Source organism: Peribacillus sp. JNUCC 23, from assembly GCF_053653995.1.
Genome location: NZ_CM132202.1, coordinates 3,541,302 through 3,566,548 on the forward strand (window position 1 = coordinate 3,541,302; position 25,247 = coordinate 3,566,548).

The 25,247-nt window shown below is 38.7% G+C and carries 23 protein-coding genes; 4 read left to right on the forward strand and 19 right to left on the reverse strand.

The genetic code is table 11. From position 1 onward, the window contains the following. Positions 1 to 247: 247 nt before the first annotated feature. Positions 248 to 2,338, forward strand: a complete 2,091-nt coding sequence (locus tag JNUCC23_RS16865; protein WP_454212556.1) for a methyl-accepting chemotaxis protein — start codon at positions 248 to 250, stop codon at positions 2,336 to 2,338. A 228-nt stretch (positions 2,339 to 2,566) separates the two neighbouring features. Here the strand turns inward: JNUCC23_RS16865 and JNUCC23_RS16870 are convergent, their stop codons facing one another. Next, on the reverse strand, positions 2,567 to 3,091 hold the full coding sequence (locus JNUCC23_RS16870) for a DUF84 family protein (RefSeq protein WP_454212558.1): 525 nt from the start codon (positions 3,089 to 3,091) through the stop codon (positions 2,567 to 2,569). A 6-nt stretch (positions 3,092 to 3,097) separates the two neighbouring features. Then, positions 3,098 to 4,171 carry a M42 family metallopeptidase gene (locus JNUCC23_RS16875; protein ID WP_062176629.1) on the reverse strand — a complete coding sequence of 358 codons (1,074 nt, stop codon included), beginning with the start codon at positions 4,169 to 4,171 and terminating at the stop codon, positions 3,098 to 3,100. A gap of 224 nt (positions 4,172 to 4,395) precedes the next feature. On the opposite strand from JNUCC23_RS16875, the gene JNUCC23_RS16880 reads away from it, so the two are divergent. Next, entirely contained in the window at positions 4,396 to 4,710 is a 315-nt protein-coding gene (locus JNUCC23_RS16880; protein ID WP_403068912.1) for a hypothetical protein, read from the forward strand. A gap of 156 nt (positions 4,711 to 4,866) precedes the next feature. Here JNUCC23_RS16880 and JNUCC23_RS16885 read toward each other — a convergent pair whose 3' ends face one another. Then, complete coding sequence (locus tag JNUCC23_RS16885) at positions 4,867 to 5,718, reverse strand: YtnP family quorum-quenching lactonase (RefSeq protein WP_403068909.1); 852 nt, start codon at positions 5,716 to 5,718, stop codon at positions 4,867 to 4,869. A 383-nt stretch (positions 5,719 to 6,101) separates the two neighbouring features. After that, complete coding sequence (trmB, locus tag JNUCC23_RS16890) at positions 6,102 to 6,740, reverse strand: tRNA (guanosine(46)-N7)-methyltransferase TrmB (RefSeq protein WP_403068906.1); 639 nt, start codon at positions 6,738 to 6,740, stop codon at positions 6,102 to 6,104. A 162-nt stretch (positions 6,741 to 6,902) separates the two neighbouring features. Between trmB and JNUCC23_RS16895 the strand changes: the two genes are divergently transcribed. Then, a complete protein-coding gene (locus tag JNUCC23_RS16895) occupies positions 6,903 to 7,181 on the forward strand; it encodes a YtzH-like family protein (RefSeq protein WP_049682650.1) in 279 nt (92 codons plus the stop codon). On the opposite strand, the gene JNUCC23_RS16900 is transcribed toward JNUCC23_RS16895, so the two are convergent. The 10 genes from JNUCC23_RS16900 to JNUCC23_RS16945 all read right to left on the reverse strand — a co-directional run bounded on the left by JNUCC23_RS16900 (position 7,182) and on the right by JNUCC23_RS16945 (position 18,800). Next, on the reverse strand, positions 7,182 to 7,958 hold the full coding sequence (locus JNUCC23_RS16900; protein WP_403071995.1) for a phosphotransferase: 777 nt from the start codon (positions 7,956 to 7,958) through the stop codon (positions 7,182 to 7,184). A 442-nt stretch (positions 7,959 to 8,400) separates the two neighbouring features. Then, positions 8,401 to 9,384, reverse strand: coding sequence for an NERD domain-containing protein (locus tag JNUCC23_RS16905; protein WP_454212561.1), 984 nt, complete (start codon positions 9,382 to 9,384; stop codon positions 8,401 to 8,403). A 139-nt stretch (positions 9,385 to 9,523) separates the two neighbouring features. Then, entirely contained in the window at positions 9,524 to 10,084 is a 561-nt protein-coding gene (gene thpR / locus JNUCC23_RS16910; protein WP_454212563.1) for an RNA 2',3'-cyclic phosphodiesterase, read from the reverse strand. 896 nt (positions 10,085 to 10,980) lie between these two features. Beyond that, on the reverse strand, positions 10,981 to 11,850 hold the full coding sequence (gene dat, locus JNUCC23_RS16915; RefSeq protein WP_454212565.1) for a D-amino-acid transaminase: 870 nt from the start codon (positions 11,848 to 11,850) through the stop codon (positions 10,981 to 10,983). 19 nt (positions 11,851 to 11,869) lie between these two features. Beyond that, positions 11,870 to 13,282, reverse strand: a complete 1,413-nt coding sequence (gene pepV, locus JNUCC23_RS16920) for a dipeptidase PepV (protein WP_454212567.1) — start codon at positions 13,280 to 13,282, stop codon at positions 11,870 to 11,872. Between the two features lie 141 nt (positions 13,283 to 13,423). Beyond that, positions 13,424 to 14,113 (reverse strand): CDP-diacylglycerol--serine O-phosphatidyltransferase, encoded by a 690-nt coding sequence (gene pssA, locus JNUCC23_RS16925; RefSeq protein ID WP_454212569.1) that lies wholly within the window; start codon positions 14,111 to 14,113, stop codon positions 13,424 to 13,426. A 257-nt stretch (positions 14,114 to 14,370) separates the two neighbouring features. After that, positions 14,371 to 15,318 carry a VanW family protein gene (locus JNUCC23_RS16930; RefSeq protein WP_403068891.1) on the reverse strand — a complete coding sequence of 316 codons (948 nt, stop codon included), beginning with the start codon at positions 15,316 to 15,318 and terminating at the stop codon, positions 14,371 to 14,373. Positions 15,319 to 15,748: 430 nt separating this feature from the next. Beyond that, positions 15,749 to 16,279 (reverse strand): signal peptidase I, encoded by a 531-nt coding sequence (gene lepB / locus JNUCC23_RS16935; RefSeq protein WP_403068888.1) that lies wholly within the window; start codon positions 16,277 to 16,279, stop codon positions 15,749 to 15,751. Positions 16,280 to 16,693: 414 nt separating this feature from the next. Then, entirely contained in the window at positions 16,694 to 18,136 is a 1,443-nt protein-coding gene (locus JNUCC23_RS16940; protein ID WP_157279354.1) for a DEAD/DEAH box helicase, read from the reverse strand. 229 nt (positions 18,137 to 18,365) lie between these two features. Further along, positions 18,366 to 18,800, reverse strand: a complete 435-nt coding sequence (locus tag JNUCC23_RS16945) for a DUF4064 domain-containing protein (protein ID WP_403068884.1) — start codon at positions 18,798 to 18,800, stop codon at positions 18,366 to 18,368. 387 nt (positions 18,801 to 19,187) lie between these two features. Here JNUCC23_RS16945 and JNUCC23_RS16950 point away from each other — a divergent pair, with 387 nt between their 5' ends. Further along, positions 19,188 to 19,610: a VOC family protein gene (locus tag JNUCC23_RS16950; RefSeq protein WP_062176592.1), complete on the forward strand. Its 423-nt coding sequence runs from the start codon at positions 19,188 to 19,190 to the stop codon at positions 19,608 to 19,610. 118 nt (positions 19,611 to 19,728) lie between these two features. Here JNUCC23_RS16950 and JNUCC23_RS16955 read toward each other — a convergent pair whose 3' ends face one another. The 5 genes from JNUCC23_RS16955 to JNUCC23_RS16975 form a co-directional block, all read right to left on the reverse strand. Continuing rightward, positions 19,729 to 20,439 (reverse strand): DsbA family oxidoreductase, encoded by a 711-nt coding sequence (locus JNUCC23_RS16955; protein WP_454212573.1) that lies wholly within the window; start codon positions 20,437 to 20,439, stop codon positions 19,729 to 19,731. Positions 20,440 to 20,529: 90 nt separating this feature from the next. Next, the gene (locus JNUCC23_RS16960; RefSeq protein WP_062176586.1) at positions 20,530 to 20,985 is read right to left on the reverse strand and encodes an RrF2 family transcriptional regulator; all 456 of its coding nucleotides are present in this window, start codon (positions 20,983 to 20,985) and stop codon (positions 20,530 to 20,532) included. 38 nt (positions 20,986 to 21,023) lie between these two features. After that, positions 21,024 to 21,974 carry a type I pantothenate kinase gene (coaA, locus tag JNUCC23_RS16965; RefSeq protein WP_062176583.1) on the reverse strand — a complete coding sequence of 317 codons (951 nt, stop codon included), beginning with the start codon at positions 21,972 to 21,974 and terminating at the stop codon, positions 21,024 to 21,026. 385 nt (positions 21,975 to 22,359) lie between these two features. Then, positions 22,360 to 23,553 (reverse strand): GTP-binding protein, encoded by a 1,194-nt coding sequence (locus JNUCC23_RS16970; protein WP_403068873.1) that lies wholly within the window; start codon positions 23,551 to 23,553, stop codon positions 22,360 to 22,362. Positions 23,554 to 23,750: 197 nt separating this feature from the next. Continuing rightward, a complete protein-coding gene (locus JNUCC23_RS16975; protein ID WP_454212576.1) occupies positions 23,751 to 25,043 on the reverse strand; it encodes a M48 family metallopeptidase in 1,293 nt (430 codons plus the stop codon). Positions 25,044 to 25,247 lie beyond the last annotated feature (204 nt).

Here is a 25,247-nt window from a genome sequence, read left to right on the forward strand (position 1 = left end):
CCAAACTACTTCACGATAAACCAACAATACGCAAACTTATTTCTTAAAAAAACACGAGCCTTACACCCTACTATAGATTCGAGTTTTTAGCCCTATATTCAGTCTTTCCCAAACGATCGTCGTCCTTATTAAATAAATTCCTATTGTTATCAACAGCTAAAAATTCTATAATATAGGAAATATTTCTTATATTACAATAGTATACTAGTTATAACTACCTAATTCGTTTCAGAAAGAGAGGCAGTTTATGCAAACAATCAAGGCCAAAATTGGACTTATTATTTTCATATCATTAGTTAGCGTTCTTTTGTTAATCGTTTTTAACATGATCGCAATGGGAAAACAAAATAGTGTTCGAGAAGAGCAATCACTTCTCAATCAAGCCATTAAGGATAGTAAAGATCTTAAATATCAAATGGCTGATACGAGAAAATTCGAGCGACAATATTTGAAAAATCCGAAAGCTTCCAATGCAAGATTTGTATTCGAACGTGTTGATAAGATTATCAAAACAACCGCATCATTAAAAGCAGAATACAGCCCATATCCTGACATCGTTCAGCAATTCGAACGGATTGAGGATCATGTTACCGATTACGAAAACAGCTTTAAGCAAATCGTCCAGCTATATGAAAAAATAGGCTACTTCAACACGGAAGGCCTTCGGGCAGACCTTGAAAGCGGTGGGATAAAAGTTGCGGATTTGCTTTTGCAATCGAATCATCAGGAGCTTTTCAACCAATTTTCCATCATCCGTCTATTGGAACAGCATTATTTAGCCACAAAAGAAACCAGTCCATATACAGAATATTCGTCTCAGATGAATGACTTGGAAAATACAATAGCAAGATCATCCATTTCTCCCGTGCAAAAAGAGGCTCTTATTGTTCAATTAAACAATTATAGAAAGACAATGAGATCGATTGTGCTAACATATCTTGATACAACAACGATATCGATGGCATTTGATACTACAGCTAGCACGGTTGAAAACTCTGCTTCTGATCTAGAAGTCATTTCGCATGATCAAGAAACTAAATTGAACCGAGCAAATGAAGAAAAGATTAAGTGGATTACTATTTCTCTTGTAATAATCAGTGTTATAATCGTATTCATTCTTTCGACCATGGGCTATTTATTAATGATGTCAATACGCACTTCTATATTTGCTTTAAAAGATGGGGCAGATAAAATCGGCAACGGGAATCTGGCTTATCAAGTATCCATTAAACGAAAAGACGAAATGATGAGTTTAGCAGAAACTTTTAATAAAATGGCGGAAAAAGTTAAACACACACTACTTGAAGTTAGGAATTCAGCTGATCAGTTGAACTCTTCTTCACAAAACTTAGCCGCTATTTCTGAAGAAACGTCTGCTCAATCCAATCAAGTAAATGCAGCCATTAAACAAGTTGCAGCTGGAGCGACACTGCAATCTTTAGAGCTTGAGGAAAGCAATGTTATTTTACAAAAGGTAACGGATTCCATCTCAGAAACAGAAATTATAAGTGAAGAAATTGTTATCGAGGCAACACAAACGGAGAATGAAGGGCATCTTGGACTGAAAACAGTCGTCAGTCTCCAGGAGACATCTGAACAATTCCTACAATTAGCTACACATTTGACGATGCAAATTCAAAGTGCATCTGAAAAATCACTTGCGATATCAGATATTGTTGGGACGATCCAAGACATTGCTGAGAATACAAATCTTCTTGCCTTAAACGCTGCGATTGAAGCCGCACGAGCTGGGGATGCAGGAAGAGGATTTAGTGTAGTGGCAAACGAAGTACGAAAGCTTGCGGAACGTTCCAAGCAGGAAGCCGAGAGCATCCAACGAGTCATTCATACAATGAATGAACAAATGAATGCATTAATGATTGAATCGCAGAAATTTAATGAATATAAAACGATTCAAAGTCATTCGGTTGACTATACAAAGAGCGCGTTTGAAAATATCGTTCAACATGTGGAACGAATCAGCTTGAAAATTGGCACAATCCAACATTCCATTAAAGATGTCCAAAGCGCAAACACGATTCTCGTTCAAAAAATGGGGGATGTGTATCAAGTATCAGAGCAATCAACCGGCGCTTCACAAGAAGTAAGTGCCTCAAGTGAAAGCCAATTAATGGCGATTACTCATGTAAGTGAAGCCGCAACAGAGCTAAGCCATATCGCCGCCGATTTACAAACGGTCGTTTCCCAATTTAACCTTGAAGAAGAGGTCAACGACATACCTTCTGACAAGAAAAAGAAAACAAGACGAACTAAACACTTTAAGAAGATCCTTCACTGGAAAAAACCTAAGTTGTCAAAGAAAAAGAATAGGCCATAAAAGAAAGCAGCTGAACCATAGCAAGTCTGACCTCACACTATTTATCGCGAATAGAGTGTGAGGTCAGACTTTTTTTGACGATCTCTATAGCACATCAAAATATTACTTTGATGCATATTTTGAGATTTTGACGTAAAAAAAAGTTCTTTCTCCATTCCGAAGAAAGAACTTTACTAAATTTATCCCGCATTAACGGGCAGTAAGACCCCCACTGATGGAAGTTTCACTTTATCGCTGTTGTCCAATTTTATATTCATACTGCCCAACTAACATGCTCATAATATGGCTGAACATGTCTGCTCGGGTAATTCGTTCATTTGTGAATACACCAATCGCGCCTTCCTTTTTACGAATTCCGGCACGATTTGTGAACTCATCCATAACCGGTCCGAGCTCTTCTCCTGCGAGCAGTCTTTTGGCAACTGCATCTGGTAGCAATATTCTCGCACCGCCCGCAATGAATACGTCTGATGATTCCCGGACCGCAAGCGCCCCCCAATTACAGAGGAACAATCCATACTTTGTTTCAACTACTCCGCCTTCAAGGCCTATTCCAATTTGTGCATCACTTTCACTTAAACCATTTTTAGCCCGATTCATCGCACCTTCAATCGTTTCTTCATCAGAAAAAGGCTGTTCTTGTACACCGGAAGCAACGTTCAAGGTTAAGATTTCAACAAGTTCTTCACTAAATGCATTCTTCACAGCTTGCACCTTTGCTGGGTTATGACTCCCGACTACAATTCGTAACATCATACCTCACCCGTTATTCAGAATACTTTCAAGCGTGGTCTTATCACAAGCACGTACTAATTTCCCAATCAGCTCACGAGCAGCTGCATAATCGTCGATGTGAATCATAGAAGCGGCTGTGTGGATGTATCTTGAGCAAATGCCAATTACTCCACTTGGTATTCCTTCATTCGCTTGATGCACACGCCCAGCGTCTGTACCACCTTGTGATACGAAATATTGATAAGGAATCGAATGGGTTTCTGCTGTATCTAAAATAAATTCGCGCATCCCCTTATGTGTCACCATCGTACGGTCAAGGATTCTCAGGAGGGCTCCTTTACCTAACTGTCCAAATTCAGATTTATTCCCGGACATATCATTTGCTGGACTCGCATCCAAGGCGAAGAAAATATCAGGTTTAATCATGAATGCAGATGTCTGTGCACCGCGAAGGCCTACTTCTTCTTGAACTGTTGCGCCTGAATACAAATTATTTGGCAATGTCTCCCCTTGTACGTCTTTCAGAAGTTCGATGGCAAGACCACAACCGTAGCGATTATCCCATGATTTTGCAAGGATTTTCTTTTCATTTGCCATCGGTGTAAATGGACAGATTGGGACAATTTGTTGACCAGGGATGATCCCGATTTTCATCGCATCTTCTTTATCGTCAGCACCGATATCAATCAACATATTTTTAATATCCATTGGCTTTGCGCGTTGCGATTCTTCGAGTAAATGCGGCGGAATCGAGCCGATCACTCCTATAACCGGACCATTATCGGTAATGATTTGCACACGTTGTGCAAGTAAAACTTGGCTCCACCAACCGCCAAGCGTTTGAAAGCGAATCATTCCATTATCCGTAATCGACGTTACCATGAAACCTACTTCATCCATATGACCAGCAACAAGTACAGTCGGTCCATCTACTGGTCCTTTTTTCAAACCAAAAATACTACCAAGGCGATCCTGAACAATTTCATCTGAATATTTCTCAAGCTCAGATTTCATAAACTTTCTTACAGCATGTTCATTTCCCGATGTGCCTGGCAATTCAGTCAACGTTTTAAATAAGGCTAAAGTTTCTTGATTCATTTTTTCTACCTCGAATCTAACTATTTTATGTACTCCTCTATTTTACAGAAAATTGATGTTGGTTGCCACTTACAGATTATTTTACCCAGGGAATGAAATAGATTGCATAGTTTGAAGGCATTAATCATAGAACATTATATCGCTGACTAATTATTGGGAAGTGATGACAATCTTTTGTATACTAAGAGATAGATGTACACGTGAGAAAACGGAGGGATCAGAGAATGAACTGGAAAACATTCATACTAGGGGTTACTGCAGGTTTTGCTGCAGGCTATGTAACGAAACAAGTATTGGAGCAATCAGGACCTCCTTCTCCTGAAAAAATATTAGATGTTGTGAAAGCATCTGTTAAGAAGGATGGAAAAATTTACGGTTCATGGATTTTAATGAAGCCTGAAACGTATCAAAAGCACGACCTCGATTATGAAGTGTATAAAGGTGGTATTACGAGGAGTATCAACAATACGCAAGAACAATTCGAATTTGTTGCCGATGCAACAACTGGTATCATTATTGATTTAATTCCGCAAAAATAACGAAAGTGTCTGACCACGCATTCATCACACAGTTTATAGTATATTTCACTTTATTTAAACTGAATATAATCATTGCGGGGGTGTCAGACCCCGCAATCACTTTTTACCGTCTACACGAAGCGTAAATAGCACTAAAACGGTGGATAGGGTACGAGGTCAGACCCTTCGTTCGCGTTTTACTTCGGCTAGAATTTCTTTTCCCGTTTCATCCCACTTTACTGCTCGGTAATAGGCATCATGATAAAAGCTGTACCAAGCTCCTTTTTCTAGTCCCTCTTTCATCCACTTCTGTTTTTGATAGACGGAATCCATCGGGTAATCATCATAGGCAAGTACCCATAAAACGTTATTATGCGCGTGCGTTGGCATAGTATCAGCCATGTGAATGAGCATGTCATCGCCACTTTCGATGACGATAATCGAATGTCCTGCACTGTGTCCGCCTGTATGAATCATTTTAATCCCGTTTGTTATTTGCATAGCTGTGCTGAATGGCTGAATTAAATGAGCAATGGCTTCCCAGTTTTCCCGCCAATATGTATTTCTTGAACGAATGTTTGGATTTTTCATTTCTTCCCATTCAATATCAGATGTTATAATGGAGGCATTTTCAAAAACAGGTGCCCATTCTTCTCCGTTATGCTTAGTTAGCCCGCATACATGATCAAAATGTAAATGTGTCATTAACACATAATCAATATCGTTTGTACTTAGCCCAAGCTTTGCTAAATCTTCAACCACTCTTGATTCTTCTTTTACGCCATAGTTTCGGATTTGTTTTTCGGAAAATCGGTTATTACCCACGCCTGAATCAATCAGTAGCTTCAATCCATTCGCTTCAATGAGAATGGGATCCGTCCGCAATTCAATTTGATTGATGTCATTCACTGGGTATTTTTTCGACCAGAGCGGTTTAGGAACAACACCAAACATTGCTCCCCCATCCATATAAGTAACCCCACCATTCAACCAAGTCAGCTTAATTTCTCCGATTTGTAAAGTCTCCATAGTTTTCCCCCATTTTAAAACCGTCACCAGTCTGTTTTTATCCCGCATTAACGGGCGTCCCCCCCACCCCAAGGCTTAGAGGAATCGAGGAAGCGTAGGTGGGGGATGAATCCCCCACTGATTGAAGTTCCACTTTATACAAGACAAGTGTATCACCATTTTCTAAGTATTGAAAATTTTTAACAAAAACAATCACAAATCTTGAAATTGATGGGCATTTTTGGTCTCGACGTATAGGCTCAAATTTATATACAATGAAATAGAGACTGTTCCATAAGCAAAAGAGTCAAACCCCGCAACAACTAAATTCAGTATAAGATACGTGTATGAAACACTACATACTGATATAGAGTGCGAGGTCTGACCCTTAGGACAACCTCTTTTTATTGAAACTGAGCTTCCATTCGGTAAATTCTACTACCTCGTTTTGAGAACTTCTCCTCATATTCCGTCATGATATTGCCTTCAAAATCACTGTTATGAAGATCAAGACTCACATAGGACAGCAACATTCCATATTCGGAAATACTTTTTAACGATGATTCAAATAATCCTTGATTATCAGTTTTAAAATGAATCTCTCCATTTTGTGGTAAAATATCTTCGTAAATGCTTAGGAACGTTTTGTAGGTCAAGCGACGTTTTGCATGACGTGTCTTTGGCCATGGATCGGAGAAGTTCAAATACAACCTGTCTACTTCACCTTTTGCAAAATAATTACATAAGTCGGCTGCATCGACATTGAGCAGCTTTAAATTGGGAATATCTGCTTCGATGACACGGTCAAGCGCAGCAACGATGACGCTTTTATATACTTCAATTCCAATAAAATTCACGTTTGGATGAGCTTTGGCCATTTCCGTAATAAAACGACCTTTCCCCGATCCAACTTCAATATAGAGCGGATTATCATTCCCAAAAATATCTCGCCATTTTCCTTTTTGTTCTTCCGGATTTGCAATAACAAAGTGAGAGAACTCACTTAATTTTTCATCAGCCCAGGGCTTATTTCTTAAACGCATGATGACACCCCTAATATAAAGATTCGTTCAAACCATAACACGGAATTGCACACCTCTGCAAGATGAATTTAATCTACTATGGTACGCAATCGATAACTTATCAAATGAATAAAGAAAAGCAGCAGAGCATACCCTAAAAGAAACTTCAGAAAGGGTGACGCTATGCCGCTTTCACACGAGCACCAAATGACGTTATTAAAAGATATATTAAGCAACCATCAAACAGACTGTTGTGGCTCCATTTCAGAATACGAGCAGGTAGAACGACTTGTGAAGTCATTATTGGTCAACAATGGCGTTAATCAAAATGTAAAATCGATTTTACAGGACGTGTACCAATATAGTCAGAGTGGCATTTCCACTTCGGATTTAGACGAACACATCCAAACTCACCAAGACCAACTAACACAGTGGGTGGATGGTATGAATCAATATTCATGATTATTCTAAAATGGATTCAAGGTTTTTAAGAAGAATATTCATTTCCTTTAACCGACTTTGACGTTTATGCCATTGAATCGAAATCAATAACTGTGCTAACACATGCCATTGCATCCGCAATTGAAGACCCGGCTCCAGGTTTACTCCGTATCGCTTTAACCAAGGTCCCCACTGATCTCTTGGTATATATGAGTTAAGGAGGATGCCTAAATCAATAGCCGGGTCTGCAATCATAGCGCCATCCCAATCAATTAAATATAGCTTATTCTCCTTTGTTATCATCCAGTTGTTATGATTGACATCACAATGACAGACAACCTTATCATCACATTCAATCAAAGATAAATTTTCCTGTAAAAAATACAACGTTCGTTGTATCAACGAAATGTTCTGTATTTCCAAGTCGAGATTGCTTGTAATATTCTCTAACATGATATCGGGCAGCAATGGCGATTTTCCCAACCTTTTCAGCATGCTTAATAACGGTTTAGACTGATGAATTTTCCGCAGAAGATGAGCCACTTTCTCTTCGTTCATTTCTTCGTGTGTTAACTCCTTGCCGTCTATAAAACGCTGTGCTGTAATGGTATCTCCATTTTCAAGCCTTCTAGTCCAAATAAGCTTAGGCACGATGCCTTCTGCAGATAGGACCGCAAGAAATGGCGATGAATTTCGTTTTAGAAAAAGTTTTTCATCCTTGTTGACGGCAATGAAGGCTTCTCCTGTTGCTCCTCCAGCAGGAAATATCTCCCACTCCTGCCCTAATAAATGTTCCAATTGGTTCACCTTCAATTTCCTCACTTAATTGCCTCGTGGTGTTTTCTTTATATAATAGTTGTTTAAACAATTTCACTTTCAGATTGGTTCTATGGTTTTAGTATGTCCGAAAAACATATCGCTTCGCATGCAATACAATACGAGAATAAGTCGTGGTATCATTCATGATCATCTATCTTTAGAATAAAAAGGATAGCTATTGAACATTTTAGCAATAGCTATCCTTTTTAAATTTTAGTTAAAAGCTAGTTTTTCGTCAAGTAGTATCATCGAAACACATGAAAATATGTCTATATTTCCATGTGTTTGATTGATCTTTACGTGCGAAAACCCTATATAGTGAAACTTCAAGCAGCGGGGACTTACTGCCCGTTCATGCAGGAAAAAGTGAAACTCCCTTCCATATTCTATACTTCAGGTTCAATACCTTTGGTCAGCTTTTTTAGGATTCATCTTCGATTCCAAATTGATCATGTTGATCCGCATCCCATTCCACTCTTCTGCTCGATGTTGTTTGACAATATTCAAGCAATCCTTGTGCCGCTTTTAACTGTTGGTGCTTTAAAGGCGTTTGCACGCTTCTCATTTTCTCAAACCATTCTGGAAAAACACGCTTATCGAGAAATGTCGTATCGTAAGGGGCTTGTGGATAATCAATATATCCATTGCGCGATAAAACAACCTTATGAATCGGTAGGCTACTCTCATACAACTCAAATAACTGGGAAACAATTTTTCCTGTCCGATTTAAGGCAATGAGTGGATTTAATAATTTTTTATCTGGATATTGGTGGTGCCGACGTAGCCAGAATCGTTCATTTGACCCAATGAAGGCTGCATCCTCTTCTGCCTCCAAAAAGGTTATGCACCACACATCGGTAGGTCCTACTAAAATGACCTCTAATTCAATCGGGGCGTTTTTCAAAACAAAAATTGGTTTGTAGAGGACTAGATATGTATCGGGAAAACGTTGTAAAAAGAAACGCAACTTTTCATCTAAAATATAAGAATTATTCATCCATGATTTTTCATGAATCGTTGAGCTTCCCCATTTTAATTGAAACTTCAAAAGCTGATTCAAGTAGTTTTGCTTTAAATCATCTAAACTCTTTGGCTCTGTAGGAAAATTCAACGAGAAAATATTCGTTTCACCAACCGGCTTTTCCTTGTATTCAGGTAAATCTTTAGTACCTCGTCCTATGAGTCCTCTTACTTTGTTCATTAAGCTTTTTTTTCCATCATGCTCTACTTCCATTTGTCTAGCATCTTCATGTTCCTCATAAAGCGTTGTGAGCTCACCTGCTGCGTAAGCCGCTTTTAGCTTCTCCCACTGCTGCTGCTTAAGCCGAACAAATTGGCTAGGATATCGATATATATCCTGCTCATATCTTGATATATAATCTTGAAGCTTTATCAGCTGTCCCATATTTATCACCGTCCTAAGATGTTTAATCGAGGGGGCTCCCATAACGAAAGGGTCAGGGGGCCCACAATTACAATCGTATATAACAGTATAAACTGTGTATAGAGTGTGAGGTCAGGCCCTTTCTGAGACATCCTCTGAATTATGTTAGTGAACATGTTGCGATTGATTGATAGGAAGGTGCTTGACCAAGATGCGTTTGGTATAACGTAACGGTAGCACCTTGAAATCGATGGGGTCTATTGGATATATCGGCAAGTTCTTGCATTCCATTAAGTTGAAAAGCATTTCCACTAAACTTTCTTGCCAGTGTAATATGTGGTTTAAATGGTTTTTTATCCAAAGTAAAGCCAACTTCCTCACACATTGTATATACTTTTTTTTGCAGATTGAAAAGCTGCTCTGACGGATTCACTCCCGCAAAAAGAATCCGAGGAGTTTCTACATTTCCAAAAGTACCTATTCCATTCAATTGGAGATCAAACCTAGATACATCCTCAAGAGCAATATTCACGAATTCTAAACTCTTCTGCCTCATTTCTTCTGTTGCATCTCCAAGAAACGCAAGAGTGATATGATAGTCTTCATGATGCAGCCATTTTTTAAAAGGAAATTCGGTCTTGATCCGTTCACTCGTCTGCTTCAAAAATTCTTTCGTTTCATCTGGCAAAGTTAACGCGTAAAAGAAATGTGTTTTCGTCATCAGCCAACTCTTCCTTTTATTTTTTATTTTATCCCGCTTTAACGGGCAGTAACCCTCCAGCTTAAAGCTTAAAGAAATCGAAGAAGCGTAGGTGGAAGATAACTGCCCGTAAAAGCCCGATTGGTTCAGCTAACCATCAGTGGGGATGAAAAAAACACCGATGGAAGTTTCACCTTATCCCGCTTTAACGGGCAGTAACCCTCCCAGCTTAAAGCTTAAAGAAATCGAAGAAGCGTAGGTGGAGGATAACTGCCCGTAAAAGCCCGATTGGTTCAGCTAACCATCAGTGGGGATGAAAAAAACACCGATGGAAGTTTCACCTTATCCCGCTTTAACGGGCAGTAACCCTCCAGCTTAAAGCTTAAAGAAATCGAAGAAGCGTAGGTGGAGGATAACTGCCCGTAAAAGCCCGATTGGTTCAGCTAACCATCAGTGGGGATGAAAAAAACACCGATGGAAGTTTCACCTTATCCCGCTTTAACGGGCAGTAACCCTCCAGCTTAAAGCTTAAAGAAATCGAAGAAGCGTAGGTGGAGGATAACTGCCCGTAAAAGCCCGATTGGTTCAGCTAACCATCAGTGGAGATGAAAAAAACGCCGATGGAAGTTTCACCTTATCCCGCTTTAACGGGCAGTTATCCTCCCAGCTTAAAGCTTAAAGAAATCGAAGAAGCGTAGGTGGAGGATAACTGCCCTCCACCTTAAGGCTTAGAGGTGAGAGGATAAAATAGAAATTAGTTTCACTTGATATAGGATGTTTAGTTACAGTCATTCCAAAAAGAGGACAGACTGCTCTGTCCCCTCGGTTACGGAAAGCGTACTTCATTTTGCAAACGATCAAGTTTTTGTTAGTTCCATTTTGTTTCGTTTCGTATTTTCAACTAAGAATGTTTTTGATTATTTCACAATAGATTCAATAACGTGACCGCACTGACGCTCAATTTCTGCATGAAAAGCTTGTTGTATTTGACGTGTCACAGTACCTGGTTCACCGCTGCCAATGGATTGACCATCTATTGCAGTAATTGGCATGATTTCAGCCGTTGTACTAGTCATGATGACCTCATCCGCTGCCATCAGTTCTTCTAATGTAAAGACTTCCTCTTGATAAGAAACACCCAAATCCTTACATATTTTAAGCATCACTTGGCGAGTAATTCCATTTAAGATCAAGTTAGTAGCTGGATGTGTTTTCAGTTCACCATTTACTATGATAGAAATATTCGATGAGCTTCCTTCAGTTACCATATTGTCACGATGCTGAATCGCTTCAAAGCAGCCCGCTTCTGCCGCTTTTTGTTTAGCAAGGATATTTCCAAGCAAGTTTAAACTTTTAATATCGCAGCGAAGCCAACGGATATCCTCGATTGTGATCGCCTTTGCTCCCGGCTTTAGTGCCCCATTATATGGTACTTCTTTTGTGTAAGCAACATAAACCGGGGTAACATCAGTACTTGGAAAGGCATGATTTCTAGGTGAGACCCCTCTTGTAAATTGCATATAGACTGTTCCGAATGTAATCTCGTTTTCGGCTACAAGGTCCTTTAGCTGAGCCTCGATTTCTCCTACCATATAAGGAATGTTGATACTGATTTTGCTCGCACTTTCAATCAGCCTCGTAAGATGCATTTCACTCGTAAACAGCTTGCCATTATAAATTCGGATGACCTCGTATACACCATCGCCAAATTGGTAGCCTCTGTCTTCTAATTCCATCTTTATCTCGCTACGATTACGTATTTCACCATTAAGTATCATTTTTTCCATGCCGATTCCCCCCTTGTTATCACTTAGCCAATTCATAAATGGCTGCTACGTAAATAGCTGCCGCTTTTAACAGATCTTCAATCACAATATACTCATCTTTTTGATGGGCAAGGTCCTCACTGCCTGGGAACAGTGGACCGAATGCGACTCCTTCTGTCAATGAACGGGCATAAGTACCTCCACCGATTGAAAGCAAATCGGCTCTTTCACCCGTTTCTTCTTCATATACTTTTTGTAATGTTTTAATTAAGAAGCTTTCACTGTCCACATGATGTGGAGTGGAGTGAGAATTCGTTACAAGGCTCCAATTCAAGGATTTCAGATGAGTTTTTAGCTTCGTTGAATTTTCTTCCCATTTATACGTAACCGGATAACGCATGCTAAAGCCAATGCTGCTTTCATTATCCCTCGAATAATTGAATTTGCCCGCATTCAACGTCAACTCACCCGTCATTTCATCACTATAGGCAATTCCAAGTTTGCTCGCACGTGTATCGTCAATTAAATACTCTTGAATAAAACGGAAATACGTATTAGCGTGCTCATCTAGTTCTAGACTTGATAGGAAATCTGCCAGGTGTAGCCCTGCGTTCACACCATTATTTGGTTCCATTGCATGGGCAGATACACCATTAACCTCAAATAATAGTTCATTCCCCATAGGAGTGGTAATACCCGTTAAAGAATGTCTATTTACATATGAATTGAAAAGGCTCGTTACTTCTTCACTATTCGTCGATTCCACAATAGCAGTTGCAAAATCAGGCACCATATTCGTTCTGCGGCCAGACGTAAAGCTCTTCACATTCACCGTGGATGTCTTCTGATTTATTTTCGCTGGCCCTTGAATCATCGCAAAATCCCAAATTCCTTTTTCCGCATTAATGATTGGGAAATCAGCATCTGGTGCGAAGCCTATTGTTGGCATTTCTTCCACTTCAAAATATCGGTCCACACAACGCCAATTGGATTCTTCATCTGTACCGATGATCATCCGCACACGCTTACTTAAAGGTAGACCAAGCTCCTTCACTGTTTTCATCGCATAGAAAGCCGCCATTGTCGGCCCTTTATCATCAAGGGCGCCGCGGGCAAAGATTTTTCCATCACGAATTTCAGCTCCAAACGGGTCTGAGCCCCAGCCGTCTCCTTCTGGCACCACGTCTACATGGCAAAGAATTCCGACGACCTCTTCCCCTTCTCCCATTTCAATATGACCAGCGATATTGTCTACGTTTTTAATCGTGAAATCAGCTTTCTCTCCAAGCCCTAGCATGTAGTCGAGCGCTTCTTTTACACCTGCGCCAAATGGAGCTTCTTTTGTTCCATTTTCTTCGTCTAAAACACTTTTAATCTTCAAGAGATTTTGTGTGTCCTGCAATAAGTCCAACTTCCGGCTCTCTATTTCATTCCGCCAATTTATTTTATTCACAGTACATTCACTCCTATTCACATCATCGTTCTATTTTACCATTGCTTCCAAATTTTCTACCATTTTAACGATATCTAAAATGAATGACCAGAGACTGCCCGATACCAAAAGGATCAAACCTTTTTTAGGCAACCTCCATTTTCATTCTGATTCTTTCCTGCTTTTCACAAATCGATACCCTAAATACGTGATATAAAGCGGGGTGGCGATATAGATGAGATAAGGAAAGTTTTGTTGGGTGCCTTTATAAATTGCAAATAAAGAACAGCCTAGAAATACGGTTACAATGGTCCCGTATTTTGGAAGTGGTATTTCTTTTAGGCTCGGTATTCGGATCTTACTCACCATTAAAAAGCAAAGCGCTGTAAAGACAACTGTCGTGATGATATTGGGTAGTTTACCTCCAAATAAGGTAAGTAACGCCAGAATTCCACCGGCCGCTGTAATCGGAACTCCGATAAAATAATTCATAGATGATTTGGATGAGCTAATATTAAATCTTGCTAAGCGGAATGCACCGAATAGTGGGAACAGTCCAGCTACAATCAATCCTAACAAGCCAAAGTGGAAGAAATATGTATAATACACAAGAAACGAGGGAGCAACACCAAATGTAACAATATCGGCCAATGAATCCAGTTCTCTTCCTAATGTACTGTCTGCTTGTAACATTCGTGCCAACCGGCCATCCATACTGTCTAGCATCATGCCAATCAAGATTAAGATAGCTGCATTACTATATTGACCATTTGCCGCAAAGCCTATCGATAAAAACCCACAATACAAATTTCCTAACGTCACAAAATTCGGTATCATCTTTTTAAATCTCACTATCTTTCATCACACTCCTTCCACATCATTTTTTATCCTGATTTAACTACCCATCAGTGAGGGATGAATAAAATCAGACCGATGGATGTTTCACTTTATGTACGTCACATAAAAAAGACAAAACCTAAACAAAGAATTTTGTCTAGGCCAGGCTCTACTTATAGTATATCATTGATTTTAAATTTTGTTGTTACCCGATTTCATCCCTACAATTTACATATTGGAGGATGTTTAAAAAAGAAATTCTCACAAAGTTCTTAGCCTTTTTTTGCAACAGATTGATCGGCTGCTCGTACTTGGACTTCAAGCGTTCCATTTTTTGTATCCACTATAGTCTTAATCATAATAGGAAAATCTTTATTGTTTTGAAACTTAAAGTCCTTTACTCCATACGCTACAGTAGCATCACGATCTTTCGGAACATAGGAAACCCCCAACGAATGGTGGTGCAGTTCTAAAATTTCTAGGCCTACCTTGTCTATAGCATTATAGAGTGTACTAGATGTCTGGCAAATTCCACCGCCAATTCCTTCTACCATTTCCTTGTTCACAATTTCCATGGCCTTTTGATAGCCTCTTTCAGCATTAGCTTCACCGGCAATTAAATTATAATAAAACCTATCTCCAGGACCTAATACGACCCCGTCAATCTCCTTAGCGGAAAGAACAATATTAGTCGTTCTTCCTTTAACTGAAGCATTGAAGTGGGTTTTGTAAGAGGCTAGCACATCTTGATCCACATTTGCAGCCGCTTCAGCCGTTATATTAGGTGCACTTTCCGTGATCGGTACTTCAATTTCTCTTTGAAAAAACGTTATATTCTGTAATGCCGTAACAAAGGCTGCTTTATCAAACACGACTCTGTTACTGCCGGCTTTCAATGTCCCATCACTATTTAGTTGGGCTGGGACCATAGGCTGATCATATTTTTTCTCTAGTTCGCTTGCAATCAGCGCTGCGTTTTCTTCATTACTAAATGAAGAAGGTTTAAGTTTTTGTATTTCGCTTCCATTTCTTGGATCAAGCAATGTTATTTCCTGTTCGATCCATTCTTTCTTAGAAAGCAGAAGCTCATGCTTCGTATGCTGACCGATGCCTTGGACTTCATTAGACTTTACATGAGTAGCTGCTTCTCCGTGTTTTCCGTACAGAACCAATCCCCCGACCATCGTAATTGCCGCAACCAACACAAGATATTTTTTCAAATTGCCTCCCACCTATTTCCCCAAATTTTCTCTCCTATTTATTACTAGACTATTACTTTTCTAACATCTTTATTAAAAAATGCTTGGTTTATTTCCAATTATAACCTGTCCTTTCCTGTTCGACAATGAAATGTTATCCGCTTTCACCAAGTAAATTTCCAGGACTTTTCTATCCCACTAGCAAACACAACCATAGAGTATATTCCCTATTGGAGCAGGATATGATCGATATATTCTGATTATGTGAAAACCTCGTATATAGATTTGACTAACACTATAGCACCACATCTTTTAGAAACTGACTTAAGAACATTCAACAAAATAAAGAAGGGTCAGACCCCCACTACCTATAGTTTAAATTTAAGTGTGTAACACTATAAACTATGTATAGAGTATGAGGTCAGACCCTTTTTAGTCATCCTTATTCGTCTCACTTGATTAATTTAATTTCTTTTACCGGCCAATAGACGAAGCTTGCTTTACCAACGACTTGATCAATGGAAATAGTTCCAATTTCTCTGCTATCGAGGCTATTTTGACGGTTATCCCCCATGACGAATAATTGACCTTCAGGAACCGTTTCGTCCAGAGTGAAATCCCATGTTAACAAACCGTCCGTCATTTTTTTATATTCAGCTAAATAGGGTTCATCTATTGGTTTGTCATTCACATACAGAACATCATCTTCATATTTAATTCGATCACCAGGAAGCCCAATAACACGTTTAATATAATCTTTTTTTTCTGTCGCATGAAAAACAACAACATCAAATCGGTTTATGTCTTCAATGTCGGTACCCATTTTATTCAGTACAACACGCTCATGATTGTGCAAGGTGGGCATCATTGACTCACCGTCTACGATAATTGGAGCAAATATAAAGGTACGAATAGCAAAAGCAAGTAAAACGGCGACTAATATGGCCTTTACCCATGAAAATATCTCTTTGCGCTCTTCCAAACTCTTTTCCCCTCTTTCTTAAAAACCCTGCCTTATTTATACCCCAAAACATCTACTGAAATCCAATATTTATTATTCCTAATACACATATTGCACGTTTATGTTTTCAATTTCCTGGTTGCTCTACTGTACTTGACTGGCCATTTGTTCTGTTTGTTACCTTGAAGAAGATGTTCAAAAATTCCGGTAAAAATAGCTGTCGAATTGCTTCAAAGCTCATGAATGACCTTCTGCTAAAATCGCGCACGTCCTGTGCGCAACACAGAAGTCAGCACATCCTGTGCAAGTCCGGTCCTCTCGAGATGCGCTCCTCGAACTTCTCGGCTCTTTTTATCCTCCTTTTTGAACACGCACTTGAAGAATTATAACACTACTAGAGTCTATATTTGATAAGACCTGGTTGCATCGGCTTTATTATTTCTTCTTTGCTTCATTTACCTTTAGTAGTTTTCCTTTAATTGTCGTATCCTTCATCACCCGCAATACTTGTGGACCTTTGCCATTTAATATTTCAACATAAGATACATGGTCCTCAATGGTGATAATCCCAATATCATCAGCAGATACGCCGCTAATTTTGGCAATGGTTCCAACGAAGTCGACTGCCCGTAATTTCTTTTTCTTGCCGCCATTAAAATAGAGTTTCATAATTCCTTTATTTAATGCGTCTGCTTTATCTTTTTTCAACACTGGTTGGGCATTCATTTTCGTTTCGAATGCCGCCTGCTTACTTGTTACTTCTTCTTCGGTTGGAGCACTTCTTTTTTCAATTTCAAAGCCGATATATGCCTCAATATCTGCTAAAAATCGATCTTCAAAAGGGGTGACAAATGTAATTGCATGTCCTGTTTTCCCAGCACGCCCTGTTCTACCAGTACGGTGGACATATCCTTCTTTTTCCAATGGTAGATCATAGTTGATTACATGTGTAATGCTATCAATATCAATTCCTCTTGCTGCCACATCTGTTGCAATTAAATAACGGAATTCTCCTCTTCGATAATCATTCATGACAGCCAAACGATCTTCCTGCACCATCCCTCCATGAATTTTATCACAGTCGTAATCCAAATCCGTTAACTCATCAACTAACTGATCGACGCGGTCTTTTGTTCGGCAGAAAATAATACAGCTATCTGGGTTTTCTACAACCGTCATATCTTGAAGAAGCCTAAATTTCTCCTGTTCTTCGACTTCGATCACAGTATGATGGATTGTATTCGTCGTGAGACCTGATGCCTTAATTTCAACATCACCTGGTTTATTCATATATTTATGCGTCATATTCTTAATACTTTCCGGCAGTGTTGCTGAGAAAAGAAGGGTTACGCGATTTCTTGGCAGCGTCTGGATAATCGCCTCTACTTGGTCAATGAAGCCCATATTCAACATCTCATCTGCTTCATCAATCACAAGGTAAGTTAGTTTATCTAAAGCAATGGTCCCACGCTCAATATGATCAAGCACCCTACCTGGTGTACCTACAACAATATGACTCTTTTGCTTTAATTCTGCTTGTTGCTTTGCAAATGGTTGCTTGCCATAAACCGCGGTCGCTTTAATTCGTTTGAAGCGGCCAATGTTTATAATATCTTCTTTCACTTGAACCGCTAACTCTCTCGTCGGAGTCAAGACAAGTGCTTGTGGCTTGTTTTCATTCCAATCCACTTTCTCACAAATCGGAATTCCGTATGAAGCCGTCTTCCCACTCCCTGTCTGTGATTTCACAACAAGGTCCCGATTTTCAAGCACTAGCGGAATCACCTTGCTTTGAACTTCTGTGGGAGTCGTGAAATTCATACTCGTTAACGCCTTTACAATTTCATCACTTAATCTATATTCTTTAAAACTTTTCATCATTTTGCCTCTTTTATTATGAATTTTTATTATCTTTCCCATTTGTACAAGGTTTCATTATACGCGAAACTTCGATATTAATGGGTGTTTGGGATAAATAATTGTTTTCACGCTCATGTTTGAAATTGATCGTATTGCTTGAACTAAATTGAATGCCAGAATCAAATAAAAAGGGGATGTCTCAAAAGCAAGGGTCAGACCCTTATGAGACATCCTCCTATGAATTCTTTCACACCGTTACATATGGATCTTTTTCTATATTCTTCGGCTTACGAACAAGACACATGATTCCAGCAATCAGGAATAAAACTGCCTGAAGCAATCCTAAGCCGACCGATAGCAAGCCAACAAGAACAGCCGTTATAATAAAGAAAACTCCAGCCATCTTCTGGCGTTTGCTTTTTAAAATGAAGATGGAAATAAGACCAAGTATAATACCAATTGCCGATGCAACTACAATCATCAAGCCAAATCCTCCAACAGCGTCCAGCACCAGAGAGAATTCTTCCATCGTTATCGTTGGATCATTTGATATTTCTCCTTCTATTGCTTGTCTGATTCCATCATTTTGCTTCATGGCCATAAAAAAGATCCCAATAAAAGTCAATAAAACCGATAGTAACATCCCAATAATTCCTAGCACATACTCACCTGTACGTTTCAACACCATACCCCCTAAATAATTATTCAGCTCATTCTTAAATGCCAGTATTGAAAAAAAGCTTATAAAAATACGATCTTTATCCCGCATTAACGGAAAGTCAAGCCCACACTGATTGAAGTTTCACTTTATCTAAAAAAGCGCATCATACATTTCATTTAACATGAATTTCCACAGTTTCACGCAAGCTATGGTAGAATTCAACCCAAATGAATAGACTCTTTTCTCCCTTTATCGTACTAAATGTAGTGCGCTTCACGCAAGTAAAATTTTTACAAATGTTAATAGATTACTCATTAATCATTTTAAAACAAGAAACGTCATGATTCATCGTTTATTGATGGCATGTGCTACTATACTATAGGAATAGATGTAAACTTGGAGGATTATATGGATAAAATAATTGATCACATAGGCATAGCTGTACGTGATTTAGAAAGTAGTATTAATTTTTATCAGAAGATATTAGGCGGGCAATTAATAGATCGTTACAGTAGTGAAGCAATAGGGGTAGAAAGTGAAATTGCCATAATCGAAATAAACGGGGAAAGAATCGAACTGCTTGCACCAACAAACAACACGACTTCACCGATTGCTCGATTCATTAAGCAGAAAGGCAAAGGTGTTCATCATATTGCCTATCGAGTTGAAGATTTGGATGAAGCTTTACTCGAACTGAAGCAACAGGGCATTCGGATTTTGGAAAATTCCTTACGTATCAACAAACATGGCAGAAGACTTATCTATTTAAATCCTGCCGATACTGAAGGAACCATTATTGAATATTGTGATTATCCGAATCAAACGGATTAATTATACTTTTTTTATTATAAAACAAACATACAAAAAGGTCTGTTCTCACAAGCTATAAACAATGGATAGTGTGTGAGTTCAGACCTTTATGATATCTATTCATCTCTATTTAATGCTATCACTTTTCAGGAACAGCACAAGATCCATCTGTACAACTATTATCCGTTGAGGCTTCATTTAAGATTTGCAGTGGATTTTCTTCAGTCCAAACCTTATTCAATGTTTCTAAAAACAGTTCCGTCGGCTGGGCACCGGAAACGCCGTATTTTCGATTAATAACGAAAAATGGTACTCCGGTAATTCCTAACTGACTTCCTTCACTTTCATCTGCCCTTACTTCTTCAGTGAATTGATCACTAGCAAGCATGCCAGTTACTTCTGTTTTATCCAGTCCGACTTGTTCAGCAAGTGAAGCAAGTGTTTCTTGATCGCCGATATGTTGGGATTCTGTAAAGTACGCATGAAATAACGTCTCGTTCATTTCATTTTCTTTTCCCTTGGCAGCAGCGAATTGCATCAATCGATGTGCATCAAATGTATTGGTAGGAATCATCGTATCAAAGTGATAGTCTAATCCTTCTCCTTTTGCTTGGCTTATTACATTGGCACTCATTTCTTTCGCTTGTTCAACTGATGTGCCATATTTTTTTGCCAGTATTTCGTGAATATTCATCCCCATATCTCTTTTTGCATCTGGATCTAATTCAAAGCTTTTGAATTCAACCTCAACTTCTGATTGATGAGCGAATTGAGACAATGCTTTTTCAAAACGGCGTTTGCCAATATAGCAAAACGGACATTGATAATCAGACCATACTTCAACTCTCATGGCTTTACCTCCTGTATGTTATTTTTCAAAACGATTAATTGCAACTTAAGTAAGCACATTATAAATTGCACAAGATGATTCAGCAAATAATCAGCCTGTACAGCTTTTTTCGAAATCGGTAAAATCAATGGTATCCATAACTTGTTCCAAAGTAATTGCCTTTAAATATTTTATAGTCTCGTGTTCGGCTTTGTTTAGAATTTCTTCAAGCAACTGGTCCAATTGTTTCCCCGCTTTACCACACTCTACTTCTTCTTCCCCATAACGTATGCATTCAGGTTTAACAGTGATGTATATATCAGCAAGCGTCAATTTCTGTGCCGGAATTTTCAAGCTGTACCCGCCATCACGCCCTTCCTTTGTTTCCACAATCCCTGAATCTGCAAGCTGGGCAAGCACTCTGCGTAAGAAGGTCGCATGAGAATTCACCTGCTCAGCAAGTATTGAGCTCGTTTGCAATTTACTACTTTTGGCAAGCCAGATGAGAGCATGAACGGCGATCGCAAAACGCGGCGGTCCAATTTGACTTAATTTGTTATCAGTCATCTATGCGTTTCCTTTCTTCTCTGTTATAAAAAGTCAGCTTAAATCTTCCTCAACTTAATGGAATGAATATCATGAGTGGCAGCCTTTGTTAAAATTAAATCAGCTCGTGTCTTTGTAGGCTCAATATTATGAAGCAAATTGACTTTATTAATTCGATTCCAAATATCCGCAGCAACAACGCAAGCTTCACCATCGGAAAGAGACGCATAACGATGGAAGTAAGACTTCGGATTGTGAAAAGCTGTTTCCTTTAGTTTCATGAACCTGTCTATATACCATTCCTTCAAATCACTCTCTACTGCATCCACATAAATAGATAAATCAAAGAAGTCTGAGACAAATACACTTGGTAATGACTGATCCTGAAGTATAGGTGTTTGCAACACATTTATTCCTTCTACAATCACGATATCTGGCTGATCGATGATCTCATTTTCCCCTGGCAAGACATCATAATACAAATGTGAATAAACGGGGGATGAAATGGTTGGAGTGCCTGATTTTAATTGTGCCAGAAATTTTATGAGTTCGCGAATATCATAGCTTTCTGGAAATCCCTTTCTTTGCATTAACCCTTTTTGCTCCAATACAGAGTTCGGAAAAAGGAAGCCATCTGTTGTTACAATTTCAACTTTTGGGTGATTATTCCATTTCGAGAGCAAAGCCTTAATTATTCTCGAGGTTGTACTTTTCCCAACCGCGACACTACCCGCAATCCCTATAATATAAGGTATTTTACGGGTGCTTTTCCCAAAAAAAGTATCAGTGACAGAATGAAGTTGTTGAGAAGCCGTCGCATATAAATTAATAAGCCTAGCCAACGGAACGTAAATATTTGTAACTTCATCCATTGATATATTCTCATTGATTCCTTGTAATTCTTCTAACTCATTTTCTGTCAATGTCATCGGTGTGTTAAAACGTAATTTTGCCCATTCCTCTTTGGTAAATGTCATATAAGGCGAATAACTATTCATGGTTGTAATCATCACAGGCCCCTTTTTTTGAAAACGTCTACATTTTCTTTTTTTGATCATCCCTATTTTAGATAATTTCAGCTAAGAATGAAAGGGAAAAGATAAATGTTATCAAAAATAGATGTTTCGATCCTAATACCATCATAAAATCATTGGGAGAAATTTAAGTAGAATAACCATCAGAAGTGAGAAGAGATCTAGGATAAACAATCTTTACGGAAAAATGAATTAGCAGTTAAACAAAAACAAACTTGCCACATATTAAGCAAGTCTGTCTTCGATCTGAAGTGAAAATAAAAACGAAGATCTTTCCTCCAACTTAAATCGCAATATCAAATCATAATTATTACGATTTATAAATTATGATTTCACATCATTTTCCTTGTTCGTTTACTTATTACTGAGTTAGCTGCCAGACAAATGGGTCCTTAAGTTTACTCCATTCATCATTAAACTCATCCGGAGTGAGTAAGCATCCATCCAATTCTTTGGTAATCATTTCAACATTCAAATCCAGCCCGATGAACACTAGTTTCGTATGTCTGTCTCCAAATTCTTCGTCCCATGTTTCAGTCAAACCTGGGTTTTGTCGTAAAATTTCTTCCTGTTGCGCGATTGGCAGAGAGGCTACCCAATAAGAGATTGGCTCAATGCTTACAGATGGGCCGGCTTGTGATAATAACAAGGCTAAGTTATTTCTACTTGCACACCAAGCAATTCCTTTTGCACGAACAATTTGAATGGGCATTGATCCAGCCCAGTTATTGAATCTTTCTGAATGGAAAGGAAATTTTCTTTCATATACGAAAGAGGATATTCCGTATTCTTCCGTTTCCGGTGTATGTTGTGCAGGCCCTAAGTTAAGTTCCTTTAACCAGCCAGCTTGGGAACTTGCTCTGTCAAAATCAAATAATCCTGTGTTCATAATTTCTTTTGGGTGAACTGTACTGTTAACAGAACGAATAATTTTCGCTTCAGGCTGCAGCGTTCTTATCACTCTTTCTAGTTTTCCCAAATTTTCTGATTCAACTAAATCACATTTATTCAAAATAAGAACGTCACAGAATTCAATTTGGTCAATCAATAAATCGGCGATATTTCGAACGTCGTCTTCTCCCACCGCTTCCTTACGATCAAGCAGTGAATCACCGGATTCGAAATCATGCCAAAAACGATTCGCATCGACTACCGTTACCATCGTGTCCAGTTTACAGAATCTAGTTAAATCAATCTCCATTTCTTCATCAATATAAGAGAATGTCTGCGCAACTGGAACAGGCTCGCTAATCCCAGAAGATTCAATTAAGATGTAGTCAATATCACCTTGTCTTGCCAACTTTTCCACTTCAACAAGTAAGTCTTCACGTAATGTGCAGCAGATGCACCCATTAGACATCTCTACTAATTTCTCTTCTGTTCTAGAAAAACCGCCTTGCTTTTGAATTAATTCACTATCGATATTGACTTCGCTCATGTCATTTACAATCACTGCGACTTTAAGGCCTTCCCGGTTATGTAAGACGTGATTAAGCAGAGTTGTTTTACCTGCTCCTAAATATCCGCTTAGTACTGTTACTGGAATTTTATTCATTCGTATCTTCCCTTCTAAATTTTTTATCTCGTTACAAATAATCTACATACATATTGATTTAATTTAAATCGTAATTATTACGATTTATAATTCATTAACAAATTAACATGTATGTAGTTGATATGCAAGATATTTTTTCAAAAAATTTATTTATAAAAAAAGACTTCTCTCCAATTCAGGAAAAAAGTCTTTTCAATTTATTGGTTAAATAGTTCGATCAATTCTTTGTTATTCGAATCCTTCGCGTAATCGATCGCCGATAGACCATCCAAATCTTTTTTAGTTGGATCTGCACCATATTCAAGAAATAAGGTAACCAGTTTAACATTTTCCATATAAGCAGCAAGATTCAGTGGGGTTGTGTCATACGAATCTACTAAATCAACGGTTGCGCCTTTTTCTAGCAGTAATTTAGCTATTTCGTAATTTTCATAGGACACTGCTTGATGAAGTGCACTTTGGCCGTAATCGTCGGTTTCATTAATATCGGCACCCTCGGAAAGGAGCGAAAGCATGGTCTCCGTGTCATTTTCGGAGGCTGCAATCATAAGCGGTGTATAGCCTTCTTCCATTTCATAGTCATCTGAGAACATAGCAGCGAAATCACTAGTGGCTAGAGTCGATACCGCTTTGGCAATACTTACACCTGCTGCAATAGACAGAGCCGCAAATAGCAGGATACTGAGGCTAATCCCTAATATGACCGTTGCTTTTTTCTCTTTAATTAATTCTTTTTCTTCCGGAAATGACCAATTATCCAACGCATTTAAACGCTTTGGAAGGTGGGGATGTGTGGAGAGCTTTTCGCTTAACCAAGCAAAAAATCCCGACTCTTCGCGAATTTGGTTCACAAATGCATCCTGATTCACTTTCGGAGCAAGTTTCTTTCCTATGGCAAGCATGGTAAGAGCCTGTTTCGATGCTTCCGTATTTTGCACATAAAAGTGCGCATAGCGGTCACATGTATATTCACAAGCGCGCATATACGCCTCACCAAGTAATGGCATAAACATCGCAGGAAGAACAAGCATATGCACCAACACATGTCTTCGTTTAATATGGGCGAATTCATGAGCCAGCACGAACATCAGCTCATCTTCCTTCCCCTCTTCGGATAAGTCAAATAATTCCGAATAAATAACAACCATATTTTTTCCGAAAAAACGAGTGGCGAACGCATTCAACATCCCAGAAGACTCCAACACATACATATTGGGAACCTTCATATCCATCTCTTTTGCAAGTAACTCTGCCTTTTCATAAACCCCTGAAAACTGTCTTTCACTGATCCGAACGCCATTACGGCGAATATGCGCCATCGATAAACCATGGACAAATAATGACAATAAAATGAGCGTTCCAATAATCACAATTCCAATAATGCTAAAGGCTAAAAAAATATACATCATAATACTAAAAATCATTGTGAAAATAAAGTACACGTTCTCTTTTCGATAAACAAGATCATTTCTAAATCTTTCTTCTAGCAACCCTTTTCCTCCTGTTAACTATTAATGAATACATTGGAATTATACCTAACACTTTACATAAAACCAATCGGAATTTTTTCCCATAAGTCGATTGAAAATGAATAAAATGAGAATACACGCATAAATTAACGGTGAAAAGTAAATATTTTGTAAATTACATGGTTTTTTTCTAGAATTTCTTCCAATAAAGAGGTAGAATAAAGG